General features: G+C 65.6%; 7 protein-coding genes. 1 reads left to right on the plus strand and 6 read right to left on the minus strand.

Annotated features, from left to right (window positions below):
* Nucleotide 1: 1 nt before the first annotated feature.
* The 6 genes from ACY65G_RS05095 to ACY65G_RS05120 form a co-directional block, all read right to left on the minus strand.
* On the minus strand, nucleotides 2–2,737 hold the full coding sequence (locus tag ACY65G_RS05095; RefSeq protein ID WP_464996271.1) for an exo-rhamnogalacturonan lyase family protein: 2,736 nt from the start codon (nucleotides 2,735–2,737) through the stop codon (nucleotides 2–4).
* A 338-nt stretch (nucleotides 2,738–3,075) separates the two neighbouring features.
* Complete coding sequence (locus ACY65G_RS05100) at nucleotides 3,076–4,092, minus strand: hypothetical protein (RefSeq protein WP_464996272.1); 1,017 nt, start codon at nucleotides 4,090–4,092, stop codon at nucleotides 3,076–3,078.
* 118 nt (nucleotides 4,093–4,210) lie between these two features.
* Nucleotides 4,211–4,564, minus strand: a complete 354-nt coding sequence (locus ACY65G_RS05105; protein WP_464996273.1) for a YbaY family lipoprotein — start codon at nucleotides 4,562–4,564, stop codon at nucleotides 4,211–4,213.
* A 92-nt stretch (nucleotides 4,565–4,656) separates the two neighbouring features.
* On the minus strand, nucleotides 4,657–5,514 hold the full coding sequence (locus ACY65G_RS05110; protein WP_464996274.1) for a M12 family metallopeptidase: 858 nt from the start codon (nucleotides 5,512–5,514) through the stop codon (nucleotides 4,657–4,659).
* A gap of 117 nt (nucleotides 5,515–5,631) precedes the next feature.
* On the minus strand, nucleotides 5,632–8,370 hold the full coding sequence (locus ACY65G_RS05115) for an N-acetylmuramoyl-L-alanine amidase (RefSeq protein ID WP_464996275.1): 2,739 nt from the start codon (nucleotides 8,368–8,370) through the stop codon (nucleotides 5,632–5,634).
* Between the two features lie 277 nt (nucleotides 8,371–8,647).
* The gene (locus tag ACY65G_RS05120) at nucleotides 8,648–11,086 is read right to left on the minus strand and encodes a glycoside hydrolase family 2 TIM barrel-domain containing protein (RefSeq protein WP_464996276.1); all 2,439 of its coding nucleotides are present in this window, start codon (nucleotides 11,084–11,086) and stop codon (nucleotides 8,648–8,650) included.
* A 227-nt stretch (nucleotides 11,087–11,313) separates the two neighbouring features.
* On the opposite strand from ACY65G_RS05120, the gene ACY65G_RS05125 reads away from it, so the two are divergent.
* The gene (locus ACY65G_RS05125; RefSeq protein WP_464996277.1) at nucleotides 11,314–14,295 is read left to right on the plus strand and encodes a TonB-dependent receptor; all 2,982 of its coding nucleotides are present in this window, start codon (nucleotides 11,314–11,316) and stop codon (nucleotides 14,293–14,295) included.
* Nucleotides 14,296–14,436: the final 141 nt, after the last annotated feature.

Below are 14,436 nucleotides of genomic sequence, written 5' to 3' on the forward strand. Positions count from 1 at the left end.
GTCAAGAGATTAGCCCGGCGGCGCGGGCGGCTTCATCGAGGCTGTCGACGCCCAGCGCCAGGTGCTGGATCGCGGCCAGGCCCCATTGCGCGGAGCCGTTCGTGCTGATGCCCGGCAGCTCGGCCAGCGGGCGCAACACGGCCGGCCCTTCGATGCGGACCGGGCGCGCGGGGCTGTTCTTCAGCCAGTCGCTCTGGAAGAACTCGCGCCAGCCCCGTAGCGCCAGCGCGCGGTCGCGCAACTGGTAAGCCGCATAGGCCGTCATGCGCGAATTGGTGTCGCTCATGCCGCGCCCGCCCGGATCGCGCCCCAGCAGCGCCACGATCTCCTCCTTCGGCGCATTGTAGGTGCGGCAGTACTGGATCCAGGCCTTGCGGTAGGCCGGTTCGTCGACAAGGGTGAGCAGTTCGGAGTTCATCTCGACCACGCCGAACACGCCGTTCAGGTTCGAGAAGCCGGCCTTGTCGCCCGGCCCGTGGAATTTGCCGGTACGGTGGTCGTACGGCGCCCCCGCGGCGAACCACTGCCGTTCCAGTGCCGCGATGCTGCGCATGCCATTGACGATCTTGTCGCGCCACTTCGTGTCGCCGGTGCGCTCCCACTCCGCCAGCCAGGCGGCGATCAGCGAACCCCACACGGTGCCGAACGACGCGTTGATGAACGCGCTCTTCGGCGCGTCCGGCTTCTTCGGCAGCTTGCGCGAGATGTCCACGTTGGCGAGGTTCGCATCGGAGTCGAGCAGCTCGCGCATCAGGTCGCCCACGCGCTCGTCGGCCGTCAGGAAATAATAGATGCGGCGGTAGGCGGCATTCGACACGCGCGGCTGCTTCGACGAATCGGACCAGTGCTGCACGCCATGCCGCGTGCCGAAGCCCTTGAAACGGCCCAGGTGATACACGTCCACCTCGCCCGTGTGCCGGGTCATCGCCTCGGCAAGGCGGAACAGGTCGGCGCGGCCCGTGCGCAGGTAGCTGTACCACAGCCACAGGTCCGTCGACAGTTCCGAGTTGTCCCACGCATAGCCGCCGATGTCGTAGCGCCACATGTGGCGGTCGGCGTCGTACGCGTGCATCACGTCGCCATACGACCAGAAGCCGTACCAGCGGTGCTGCTCCACTTCGCGCAGGTACTGGTCCAGCTGCACGGTGAGCCGGTCCTCGACCAGCTTGCGCGCCGGCGTGCCGGTGTCGACCGGATCCCAGTCCCCGAACACGCCGCACTGGTGGATGCGCGCCGGCGCCAGCACGAGCCGGGCCGGGTTGGCCGCCTGCTCCGCCATCGCCGACAGCGTTGCATGCGATGGCGTACTGCCCGTCACCCATAGCTGCAGCTCGGACGTGCGCGCGACGCCGGTGGCCGCATCCCAGCCTGCCTCGTAGTCTTCATAGGTGATGTTCAAACCGGCGATCTGCTTGTCGTGCGTATCCATGCCGTCTTCGCTGCGATAGGACCGCATGTCCATCGCCGGCGCAGACGGCGACCACAGCCAGGCCGTCACGTTCGCCATGGCCGTCGCGGCGTTGCGCACGTCCAGCTGCACCGGCGCGCGCTGCCAGAAATCCTTCAGCCCCAGCACCACGCCGCCGGAGGCGCCGCCCGCGTAGACGAGCCCTTTCGACCGGGTGCCGGCGTTGGAATCGATCCACGCCTGGCCCGCCTTCGTGCGCTTTTTCAGCGTAAAACCGTCGGGTGCCAGCTGCGCGAGCGAAAAATCGCCCCACTCGGGAATCCACTGCAAGCCATCCTGCACGGGCTTCGCCATGCCCGCCAGCGGCGGCAGCGCCCTCCCCGCCACCTGCGCATCCCTGTAGGCCTGGCCGGGATCGCGCCGCAGGCCCGTCACGGGCCGCACGGCCTCGCCCCAGACGCCCACGCCTTCGCCGGCAAAGCGGATATGGCGGTCGTGGGTTTCGTCCGTCATCGGCACCTGCGCCGTCACACCGAGGCCGCGGATGAAATCCGTGTCCGGCGTACCGTCGTAGATGAACGAGTGCACGATGCGCACGCTGTCTGACCCGGCGTAGAAATACAGGCGCACGGAGAACGGCAGCCAGTCGCGGCCCGCCCCGGTGTGCATGCCATCGAGCTTGAGCACCGCGCGCACCGGCCCCGTCTGTTCGACCGTCACGCGCGTCACCTTGCCAGTGAACGGCTGGCGCGCCACGCTGCCGGCGCTTTCCGGTTCCGGACCATCCTGGCGCAGCGCCACCAGCTTCAGGTGCCGCATCGTCACCCTGCCGGCCCGCGTCGCGCTGGCCACCAGATCTTCGCCCGCGGTGGGCACGGTCCATACGACGTCGCCGGCGCTGACCACGACCTGGCCTGCGCTTTGCCGCACGGCGACGGTGCCGTGGGCAGAAGCGCCCGCCTTCAGGTCCCAGCTTTCGGCGGGAGGCCCCCCGGCGATCGCATGGCCTGTCCATTTCAGCGAGCCGTCGGGCCAGAAGGCCAGCGGCCACGATTGCATGGCCGGCCCATCGCTGCCCAGCGTGAGGGACAGCTGCCGGCCGGCGGGCAGCCGCAGCGTGCCGCGCGGCCACGGTACGCCCAGCGTAGCGCCATCGAACCGGGCCGGCGGCTTGCCGTCCAGCCAGCGCAGCGCGGTGCTGTCGACGGGCCGGGCGCTGGCGCCGGTATTCGCCGTGACCGCCTCGGACAGTCCCGGCAGTGAGGCGAGGATAGATGTGGCCGTGGCCGATTGCAGGAAGCGCCTGCGCGACAGGGTGTCGTTTGTCATGGTCTCCGGTGCGCGTTTCGCCGGCTGCCGCCCGGGTCATCGCGCTAATATATTAGTGTCCGGAGAAATGGTAACTGCCTCGCTCGGCAGATGTCCATCGGCCTGTGGAAACGATCAAGGCATTGAGCATGGGGACTCGCCGCGCCGGCATGTAGCAACGCGCACATGCGGGGGTCATTGGCGCCTTGCATGCCAGGCGCACGGGCAGCACAATGGTCGTGCTGCCTTCCCGGCGCCACATGCCGAAACAGGCGCAGATACAGGAGGAAGGACAAGCACGATTCCTTAACGAGCAAACAGGCCGCGAGACAGAGGTCGTCGTCGCATGCGGTGCCTGCTCATTTGCATTCGGTCGGTTTCACGCGGCATTGCGCGAGCCTCTGCGTTGCCACGATCAAATCGGCTTGTGCATTCACGTCGGCGACCTGCTCCGAGACGGACGGCCCCCGCGCGGCCGCCAGAAGCCCTGCCGCCGCGCCGAGGCCGTCCGTCGCACCGTCCTTTGCCCCGTACCGCAACTTGGTTACCGTGCCGACCTCGGCGACTTGCAGCTCGAAATTGCTCGTGCCGAACACCGGGGTACCAGGGATGGGTACGCCCACCAGTTGCGCGGACGGCACGGTGAGATCGGCTTTATAGACGAGGGCCTGTTCGTTGAAGGCCCGGACCCTGACCGTCACCGGGACACGGTCCGTACCGCGCAATTTGATCGCTGGTCCGGCCGTTTCGTCGAACGGCGGGAACTGGTGAACATGCTTGCTCTCGCCAAGGCGCAGCGTCGACTTGGGAAGCAACGGTGCCAACGCACCGAAACGGGTCCTGAAAAGCTGTGTGTTCAGGTCGGGCGCGAACGTTGCATCGGACCGCGCCGGTGCAGTAATGCTTGTGGATTCGCTGAAGGTGATCACATCGTCGTTGCCATACTTGTTCACAAGCTTGCAGACGTCCTCCGGCGTGAATTGCTGCGCCTTTCCCTCGTCGTCCGCGGCGGGACCTGCCGCCATATCGAGCACGAGCTTGACGACTTCCTTGCCGGCACCCGTGCTTTCCGACGTAATGCCGGCGATCCGCCCGTCGTCGCGCAACGTCAGTACCAGATCGCTCGATCCAAAGGCATTCTTGAAAGGCTTGGTGGGCAAGGTAGCCGGCGCAGCGGTATCGGCACTGGCCGTGGTCACCGCCACAGGCGTGCTTGCCACTGAAAAACTGCTCAATGCAGCATTGCACGCGATGGCGTGCTGTACGGTGATGACCGTAACCGACTGCGGCAAATAATAGGTCACGGTCGTGTCGGGAATCGATGCACACCCGCCAAGCACGGCAAGACCGAATGGGACGCTGTAAGTGAGACGCATGGAACCTCCTGTCGAAGAAAACAAAGGGTGGGCAACAGCCAGGGCCGGCGCGGCACTGGCAGAACAGGCGCGGCTTGCAAGCTGCGGCGGCGCCGACAACCGCTCGCCGGCGGCGGTGTCAGACCGGAGACAGCAAGATCGAGATCCACGCCGGGTACCCGCGTGTGAGTACCGGATGGCTTTCCGTCGATACCAGGTCGTCGACCTCGACCCTTCCATTGCCCGACCTGTCCACGTGGGCGCGCACCTCATACCGCATGCGGGCATCCACATGAAGTCCCTCCAGGACAAAGCGCACACACTCACCCGCACGCAGATGCCTGGCGATGGGCAGCAACAGGGAAGACGTCGTCACGCTTGCAGCATCGGCCCGCGTCACTTCCTGCAGTGCCACGCGCAGCACGGCATTGTCCCCGGCGACAAGGTCACACGGGAATACGACTTCTCCGGCCAGGACATGCAACTCTTCCATCGCTCGTTCGGCGGAGCGCCGACGGGAATGCACCGGCACGCTGCAGGGCGTCGCGCGCCATGCAGCGTCGGCCGACCGCCGGGGGTGCCCCTTTATGACGGATACAGCTTTCTGATCGCTTCGATGTCGCCAGCGCTGAGCCCATTGCGTTGGCCGATCGTCTGGCCGCCGATGGCCACGATGGTCGGTTTGGCAGGGTCGATGCTGAAGGCGGCCTGGCCATAGTGCATGATGGAGTCGTAGTCGTAAGCACCGACGTCGTCGCCGTCGACGATATGCTGGTCGAAATTGTGCTCCCGACCGGGTTTGATGTTTTCCCGCATGATGCGCACGTGCTCGCCGCGGTCCTCGCGGCTCTGCTCGTGCCACAGTCCGACCGCATGAGCGATCTCGTGCACGGCCTGTCCGAAGCCGCAGCCGTCACCGAGAGAAATGACCTGTTCGCCGCCCTGCATGCCGACCTCCGACCAGCAGCCGTCGAGACTCTGGAAAGATACATAGTCCGGATGGTCTTTCGCGTTGTCCGTCGTGCGTTCGATGAAGCGAATCGGCGTCCTGGCTTCCCAGTGAGCGATCGCTTCCAGGACGAGACCGCGCAGCGGTGCGATGCTGGTCCATGGCACCCTGCCTTCCGGCCACCGGAAGCGCAGCCCGGAAATGGCGATGCTTTCAAGCACGCGCCCGTCTTTCCCGACCGGCGGATTATCGATCAGCTGCGTCATGCCCTCCACCTTTGACACCGTCCCGAGCGCGATATCGCCTTCGAAGATGGCCATGTTATCGATGACCGAGTACTTGACGGATCTGACCTGGCGGTCCTCGATGCCGCGGACATAGCCCTTGCGCACGTCGTCCGACGAACGAAACCAGAAATTCTCGCAGCCGCACCCGTCGGCCCCCGCACCGCCCTGGCCATCGCCTGTTGCCCCATCGTTTTCTTCTGCGTTCATGAGCATTCCCCTTCCATGAGCGGATATGATCGACGCTTGTCGCGTCGCAACCAGCGCGCCGCTGCCCGCTCTCGCATGGGCGCCTGGAAAAATCTGGATTCGCATCGGGCCGGGATGCTATACGCCGCGGGGTTGCTGCAACATGGCGTCGAGCCGCGCAGCCAATGCGCTGTCGCGCTCACCAGGGGCCCGCGGCGCAGTACCCTTGGTCCTGGCGGACAGCCGCGCCAGCACCGGCCGGTGGTCGGCAAAGCGCGCCAGGTAGTCGACCTGGTTCTTCTCCGTGGTGAGAGTGAAAAAGGCCTGCGGGCCATGCAGCCGCGACATGTTCGGCGACAGGAACACACGGTCGACAAGAGAATCGGGGGCTGCGAGATAGCACAGCGCGCTGCCTGCCTCGTCCTGCGCGGATGACACCGCAAACCGGTGCGCCGCCAGCGATGCGAAAGCGCCGGAAGCAAGTTGTCCATTCATGTCCGCGCCGAGTATCCAGTCCGTAGCAGCGCCATGGTGCGCGATCATTTCGACGACGGCGCGCGCCAGGATCTGCGTTGCCTGTTCCCGCGGCCTGCCCTCGGCGAATGCCTGCAAGTGCAAGGTAAGCAGATAGAAACCCATTGCCTGGCCAGTCTTGCTGCCCCCTTCGAAGTGAAACAGCCCGGGAGGCCGGTCGAAGATCCTTTGCCCAGCCTCCGGCCGTGCACCCTGCATGACACCGTCGACGCCCAGATCGAACAGCGGCGCGATCTCGTCGGGCCAGCGCACCTGCCGGCCAACCACCGTGGTCGGATTCCATAGCACCGAAGCGGATTGCCGGGAAGGCAGTGTTCCGGAATCCGCGTGTTCACATGCGAATCGCAGACCGAACTTGCGTTCGATGGTGTCAGCCAGCTCTTGCGCGGAAGCCGGCGACGTTTCGCTCAGTGCCCATATGTCCAGCCCCATGTCGACGATCATCCGGGCAGCGTCATCGACCTTGCGGGAACCGTCGGAAAGAAAACCGGTGTTCCAGAATCCGATATCGATATCCTGGGCAGTCGCGTGGTAGAGCTCGACCACACGTTCGTGGGTCGGTCGCGCAACGTCGGCCGTACGGCCCGACGCACCGAAGAAGCTGGCCAGCGAATCGGACCCGTGAATCTCGCCCAGCACCAGTTCGATCATGGCGGACGGGCCGCTCGCGCGGCGCGTCTCCAGATCGAGCGCAATGGCGGCCAGCTTGATGCCCTCGTTGACGTATTTCGGTGTGAGCCCATCCGCGGTCGTGAGCCCGCCACTGTTGCCGCGCGCGGCATGATGCAGTGCGATCAGCCGTCCGCTCCGGTCGAACACTGGCGACCCCGACGAACCGCGCTCGGTATCGCTGGTATAGTGAATGACGGCGCCGTCGGGGCGCGCCGAGACGATGTCCGTATCGTCGAGCGAGACCCGCTTCGGCCGGCCCTCCGGATGGTGGATGATGAACGCCCGCTCGTCCTGCTGGATCGCGAAGGCCGCGCGCTCCATGCGAATGGGCGTACGCTCGGCCACTTCGACGTCATCGATCCAGACAAAGCTGTAATCCAGTCCGCCATCGGCAGGGCTAGTCACGAACAGCCGTTCCGGGTCCAGCCGGTATGTCCGCCCTGTCGATGGCGACTCCTTGCGACCGGTGGAAACGGCTTGCGCGCTCAACTCGTAATCGAACGCGATAGTGGCGGCCGCGGCGGCCTGCGACGAATCGAGCACATGATGATTGGTCAGCACGATATTGCGCGCCACCAGAAATCCCGTACCGAACGTTATGATGTTGTTGCCCGCGGGATCGATACCGGAAAGACGAATGATGCCGACCGCCTGCCGCTGCCGGGCCAGCAAGTCGAGGAAAACCGCTTCCAGCGATTCGTCACGACCGATGGCAACCTCGAACACCAGATCGTCGCTGTCCGGCGGACAAAGGCGTTCCTTGCGCCAGCCACGCAACATGGATCTCAGGTCGGTGACCCCGCCCGCGCCGCCAAGGTCGTGCCTCCCGGGTTCGACCAGGAATCGGGCTTCGACCGGTCTGATGCCCGGCACGGCCTCGTCCTGGCTTGCATCATGACCATCGGCCCCTGCGTTTGCACGGTCAATCGGCATATCGCCGAATGTACCGCTGACCCGCGGCGGCGCCGCATGGCCCTCTTCCCCCATCGCCTCCCGCGTGGCGGTCCGGCAGGCAGCCTCGTAGCCGTCCTGGGCTGCTTCCCGGCGACGGACTCCATGGGCGGCTGTCCCGGCAGCCCGTCCCGAAAAAGGCAGCCTGCCATCCGCCACCAGCCAGCCCCTGATGGCGCCTGCCAGCACCGCGGCGATACGATCCTTGTAGTCGTCGGCCTGCAAGCGCACTTCTTCATCGGCGACGTCGATGAAGCTGATCTCGACCAGGCATCCCGCCGTTGCCGGGGCATGGTGCTCTGGCCGCAGCACGGTGAAGCCCTCCGCCTTGACTCCACGGTCTCGCAGACCGGTGGCCTTTGCGACCGCCGACTGGACCAGCGTGGCCAGCGCCTTCGAGTCGCCGGACGCGGACCAGTGGTGATAGGTCTCGCTTCCCTGTACCTTGCCGTCGAAGCTGTTGAAGTGGATGGAAACGAAAGCATCGGCACTGGCGTCCCGGGCAATGCGGGCACGTTGGTCCAGGCCGACGTTCATGTCGCTGTCGCGTGTCATGTGGACCGCGATCCCGGCAGTGGCCAAGGCCTGCCGGACGCGCTGCGCCAGATCGAGCGCAATGTGTTTTTCCAGCAGTCCGGCGGGTCCAACGGCGTTGTTCGGACTTGAATCCCCGATTGCCTCGGTGCCGCCATGGCCGGGATCAATGACAACAGTGGCCATATCATCCTCCAATCACCCCTCGCTGGACAACGACGTTGTACCGGGTCTTTCGTCAGGAATATTCCTTGCCGACTACCTTCGCAGGCTGGCCGCGCAAGGAAATTCCCTCCGGGGTGGCGGAAGCAATTGCTCTGTTACGCCAATCCCTATCAGATTGAAAGAATTATGTAACCGAAAATCAAACCCGTATCATTTTTTTTGACCGCGTCGCAAATTAGCAACTCGCCATGAAACGCGGGCGCCGCTCTCCAGCAAGGACACGGCTGGCCACTTCGATTCACGGCACACTGGCGGCGTCGATCCGCACGCGTTGCGCAGGCATGCCTTCGCCGGCGAACTCCACCTCGATCGCCCCCGCCCCGGTGCCCGCGCGCACCGCGGCAACGAGCCGCCCGTGGAACGTGCTGCGCTCACCGGATTGCAGGCTCGAGGCATCCATAGGATTGCCGTTGCCGGCGCCGGCCAGCGTGCCGGCTCCCTTCACGCTGACCTTGAACTTGCGGTCGCCATCGCGCGCGTAGACCGGCACCCCATCGGCATCGACCAGCTCGGCCGTCACGTAGACAAGGTCTTCCCCGTTCGCGCGCACCTGCCGGCGATCGGCCACCAGTTTCACGGCAGCCGGCGTCCCGGCGGTGCGCAGCTCCCAGCGGTCCATGGCCTTGCCATCGCGGTAGCCCACCGCCACCAGGCGGCCCGGCGCATACGGCACGCGGTAGTCGGCCTTGTACTCGGTCTGCCGCCCGACGGCCTTGCGCCCCAGGCTGCGGCCATTCAGGAACAGTTCCACTTCCGGGTGCTCCGAATACACGACGACCTTCAGCGGCCTGCCTTCCTGCCCTTGCCACGACCAGCTCGGATGCAGGTCGTGCAGCGACCAGTCCAGTTCCGGCTTGTCCTTGAAGTACTCGCGGTCCGGCAGGTCTTCCGTGCCGGCCGGCTGTTCCACGAAGGCCGCCACCGGGTCGATGCCGCTCTTCCAGATCACCTGGCGGTAGTAGGCGGCCGGGCGCTTGCGGCCCGTCGCATCGATCTCGCCGCAGTAGGCCAGGTGCCAAGGATATTGACCGAGTTCCTTCCAGTCCTTCGAATACCCCATCCAGCCGATCCCCGTCTCGCCGATGTAGTCGACCGACGTCCACACGAAGTCGCCGATCACCCAGGGCATCGTGCCGACCGGGTCCCAGTAGCGGAACGCATCCTTCGACGTGGATTCGGACGTGTACATCACGCGCTGCGGATGCGTCGCGTGGTCGCTGCCGAACAGGTGGACGCGGTAGTTGTAGCCCGCCACGTCCATTTCGGCGAAGATCGGCGCATTGGCCGGGCTGTCGACATTGACGCCCTGCGTGACGGGCCGCGTGGCATCGAGCCGGCGGATGTGCGCGGCCAGTTCGCGCGTCGTTTTCACGCCCTCCGGCGATGCCTGCTCGGGAATCTCGTTGCCCACGCTCCAGAAGATCACGCTCGGGTGATTGCGGCCGCTGATCACCATGCTGTCGATGTCGCGCCGCCAGTTCTCTTCGAAGAAGCGCGCGTAGTCGGCATCGCGCTTTGCCTTGCGCCACATGTCGAACGCCTCGTCGATGACGAGCATGCCCAGTTCGTCGGCCGCCTCCAGCGTGGCCTGGCTGGCCGGGTTGTGGCTGCTCCGGATCGCGTTGTAGCCGGCGTCCTTCATCAGTGCCACCTTGCGCTTGTCCGCATCCGGCGCGCCGGCCGCCCCCAGCATGTAGTTGTCGTGGTGGATGTTCCCGCCCTTCAGGACATACTGCTTGCCGTTGATGCGCAGGCCATGTTCGGCGTCGACCGTCACCGTGCGGATGCCGAAACGGGTCCGGCGCGTATCGCGCAGCACGCCGTTCACGCGCACTTCCTGCACCAGCGTGTACAGGTTCGGCGCATCGGGCGACCACAGCCTGGGATTGGCCACGGCGAAGCGCTGCGCCACGTCGGCCTTGCCCCGCGCGGGCACCGCCAGCATGCGGCGCTCCTGCGCGACCGTGCCGCCGTCGCCCGCCACCAGCTTCGACACCAGCTCGACCTTTGCAGTCGTGGCGGCGCGGTTGGCAATCGACGCACGCACGTCCACTTCGCCTTTTTCCGCCGACGCGGTGCGCGTGCTGGCGAACACGCTGTCCGGCGCCACATGCACCGGGTCGAGCAGGTCGAGCGTGACCGGCCGGATCAGGCCCGATCCCGCGTACCAGCGCGACGATGGATCGACGTGGTTGACGCGCACCGTGATCACGTTGTCGCCCGCTTTCGCCTTGCCCGTGAGGTCCAGCGTGAACGCGGTGTAGCCATAGCGGTGGTTACCGACGTGTGCGCCGTTGAACCAGATGTCCGCATCCATGTACACGGCCTCGAAATTCAGGCGCAGCACGCGCGCCGCGTCGCCGGCATCCAGCACAAGGTGCTGGCGGTACCAGCCCTGCCCGCCAGGCAGATAGCCGGAATCCTGGCCGCCCACGGCTTTCGCATCGAACGGCGGCGTGCCATCGGCCTTGTCCATGATCGAAAAATCGTGCGGCACCGCGACCTTGCGCCAGCCTGCGTCGTCGAATGCCTGTTTTTCGGCGCCCTGCGCTTCGCCTTTCTGGAACAGCCAGCCTTGCGACAGGCTGCGCTGTTCGGCGGCGGCATGGCCGGCCAGCAGCGCCAGCGAGAGGGCAAGGGAGAGGGGCAAGCGTCGCGCGGTCGGGAGAAGATGCATTCGGATGGTCTCGGAAACGATAAAAATTTTTTAATCGTAACAGGCGGACAACATGCGCAGGTATTCCATTTTGCAAGCAAGCAATGCCGAGTTGGCATAGCGTCGCATTTCCCGCCACGCATTTTTCAACTCGGTGATTATTTGCCGTTTTGCTAAGTTATCCCCTCCCCGCCTTCATAAGATGCCGGGACTCGCACAGAGAAGCGACATCGACCACAAGGAGAGGCATGAAACCATCGACAAACAGGCGCGGTGAAATCCGCCTGACCGCGCTCGCGCTGGCCGCCGCCGCGCTGGCATCGTCCGCCGCAGCACAGCAGGCTCCCGCCGCCCCGGCCACCGAACCGCCGGCCGTGGTCACCGTGACCGGCTTCCGCGCCAGCCTGGACAGCGCGCTGAACGCCAAGAAGAATTCCGACGGCATCCTGGACGTGATCAAGGCCGAGGATATCGCCAAGTTCCCCGATGCGAACCTGGCCGAGTCGCTGCAGCGCGTGCCAGGCGTGTCGCTGGCGCGCGGCGAAGGCGGCGAAGGCCGGCAGATCACCGTGCGCGGCCTGAACGCCGGTTTTACGCGCGTGCGCATCAACGGCATCGAAGGCATGTCGATGACGGGCGCGTCGGACATCAACGGCAATTCCAACCGCGGCCGCGGCTTCGACTTTTCCGTGTTCGCCTCGGAACTGTTCAACAGCCTGGAAGTGCGCAAGACATCGGAAGCGGCCATCGAGGAAGGTTCGCTGGGCGCCACGGTGGACCTGCGCACGGGCCGTCCGTTCGACTTCAAGGGCCGCACCATCAGCTTCGGCGTGCAGGAATCGTGGAACTCGGTGTCGCGCAAGACGCAGCCGCGCTTCACGGGCCTGCTGTCGGACCGGTGGGATACGCGCTTCGGCAAAGTCGGCGCGCTGGTCTCGGCGGCGCACTCGAAGCGCCGCGCCGTCGAGGAAGGCTACGAGGCGGTGGACCTGTACTCGGCCCACCTGGACGGCGGATTCTGCTCACCGCTCGGCGTGTCGCCGCAAGTGCCGGGCAACGACGCCGTCAAGGGCGTGGACACTGCCAACTGCGGCGCTGGGGTACCCCGCACCAGCAATCCGGCCGAATACGCCGAGGTGCTGAGCCACACCGACAACTACGGCGGCACCGTCGCCAATCCGGTGGCCGGCTCCGGCGCCTTCGCACCACGCATCCCGCGCTACCGCCGTTCGCAGACCGACTACGAGCGCACCGGCATCACCAGTTCGTTCCAGTGGCGCCCGGCGCCGGGCACCGACATCAACCTGGATCTGATGTACGGCAGGTTCAAGAACACCCGCTACGACAACTACATCGGCGCCATCTCGTTCGGCCGCAGCCTGGCAGCGGCCAACGGCAAGCCGCAGACGTCGATCCTGGAAGCGGAATTCGACGACAGGGGCAGCTGGACGTACGGCCGCTTCAACGGCGTGGACGTGCGCACCGAAGGCCTGATGGATGTGTATGAAACGACGTTCCGCCAGAACGTGCTGTCGGCCAGCCACCGCATCACCGATACGCTGAAGGTCGATTTCCTGCACGGCATGTCGAACACGAACCTGGACAACCCGATGCGCGCGACGGTCATGTTCGACGCGCCGAACGTGGATGGCTTCTCGTTCGACTTCCGGCAGAACCGCAACGTGCCCACGCTGAACTACGGCATCGACGTGGCGAACCCGAACAGCTTCACGTTTGCCCGCACGGAGCCGAACGGCACGTGGCACGGCCAGTTCTTCGGCCGCTACCTGCAGTCGGACAACAAGCTCAAGACCACGGCCGTAAACCTGGCGTGGGAAGCGAGCGACCGCCTCACGCTGCGTACCGGCCTGTCGGCACGCAAGAATGCCTACGGCCTGTACGAAGTGGGCAACGGTTCCGATGGTGGCCTGAACCTGCCGGCCGGCGTGGGCATGAACGACATCGCGCGCCAGATCGGCGGCTTCGGCCGGGGCCTGGGCGGCACGGGCGTGCCTTCGTCGTGGGCGGCCGTCGACCTGGACAAGCTGCTGGCCGTGCACAATATCGAGTGCCACTGCGCCGAGGTGCCGGGCTCCCTGTTCAACACCGCCACGCCGGGCGTTACCCGCATCACCGAGGACATCGATGCCGCCTACGGCATGCTGGACTTCAACTATGACTTCTGGGGCATCGGCTGGCGCGGCAACGCGGGCGTGCGCGGCGTGGACACGAAATCCACGTCGATGACGCTGCAGACGATCGGCGGCCAGCTGCAGCCGATCACGGTGGTGAAGAAATACCGCGACTGGCTGCCGGCGCTGAACCTGACGGCGCAGCTGCCGAAGGACGTGTTCCTGCGCTTCTCGGCCGGCAAGACGCTGGCGCGCCCGGAATACGGCGACCTGCGCCCGACGGCCAGCGTAAACCACCAGTTCCAGACCGTCTCGGTCGGCAATGCGCAGCTCGACCCGATCCGCGCCCGCACGTACGACCTGCAGGCCGAGTGGTACTACGACAAGAACGCGATGATCTCGCTGGGCTTCTTCCGCAAGGAAATCAAGTCGTTCATCCAGAACGTGCAGCAGCGCGAAGTGTATTCGGCTCTCGGCCTGCCGAACGAACTGCTGACCGAAGGCGGCTGTTCGATCACCGGTGGCCAGCCGGCCTGCGTCGTGCAGCCCGACAGCACGGTGGTCGTGAACCGCAAGTTCAACACGCCGGGCGGCCCGCTGAACGGCCTGGAATTCAACCTGCAGGCGCCATTCAATTTCCTGCCGGGCATCGGCAAGAATTTCGGCCTGCTGGCCAACTACACGCGCGTGAAGTCGAAGATCAACTACATCGTGCGGCCGGATAACCTGACGACGGCGGCCAACGAGTTCATCGGCGACACGGCCGACTTCACGGGCCTGTCGCCACGGGCGCACAACATCACCCTGTACTACGACGATCCGAAGTTCAGCGCCCGCGTTTCGGCCGCCCACCGCTCCAGCTATATCCAGGCGGTGCTGGGCGACATCAACGGCCACGACTACACGCGCGTCAACGGCATGACGAACATCGACTTTTCCCTGTCGTACAACGTGACGCCGAACCTGCGCCTGTCCATCGAAGGCCAGAACCTGACGGACGAGGCGCTGCGCTACGGCCGCGACTCGGTGCGCAACGATACGCTGCTGTACGTGCATTCGGGCCGCTCGTTCGTGCTGGGGGCGAACTACAAGTTCTGACCGCAGCGATGCGTATCCCCGCGGCCGGGTGGCCGGCCGCGATCAGCCTCATCATCCTGCCGCCCTCGGCGGCGGGCAAGCGGCCTTGGCGTGGGAGGCCTTCCCGCAACCAGGTTCCTCTCGCTTCATTCTGCCCGGATT

Source organism: Pseudoduganella sp. jia 12, from assembly GCF_055502675.1.

What these genes read in the sequence shown, in the direction of transcription:
- ACY65G_RS05120 (WP_464996276.1), bottom strand. Translation starts at nt 11,086, where the DNA reads ATGCATCTTCTCCCGACCGCGCGACGCTTGCCCCTCTCCCTTGCCCTC.
- ACY65G_RS05100 (WP_464996272.1), bottom strand. Translation starts at nt 4,092, where the DNA reads ATGCGTCTCACTTACAGCGTCCCATTCGGTCTTGCCGTGCTTGGCGGG.
- ACY65G_RS05105 (WP_464996273.1), bottom strand. Translation starts at nt 4,564, where the DNA reads ATGGAAGAGTTGCATGTCCTGGCCGGAGAAGTCGTATTCCCGTGTGAC.
- ACY65G_RS05110 (WP_464996274.1), bottom strand. Translation starts at nt 5,514, where the DNA reads ATGAACGCAGAAGAAAACGATGGGGCAACAGGCGATGGCCAGGGCGGT.
- ACY65G_RS05125 (WP_464996277.1), top strand. Translation starts at nt 11,314, where the DNA reads ATGAAACCATCGACAAACAGGCGCGGTGAAATCCGCCTGACCGCGCTC.
- ACY65G_RS05095 (WP_464996271.1), bottom strand. Translation starts at nt 2,737, where the DNA reads ATGACAAACGACACCCTGTCGCGCAGGCGCTTCCTGCAATCGGCCACG.
- ACY65G_RS05115 (WP_464996275.1), bottom strand. Translation starts at nt 8,370, where the DNA reads ATGGCCACTGTTGTCATTGATCCCGGCCATGGCGGCACCGAGGCAATC.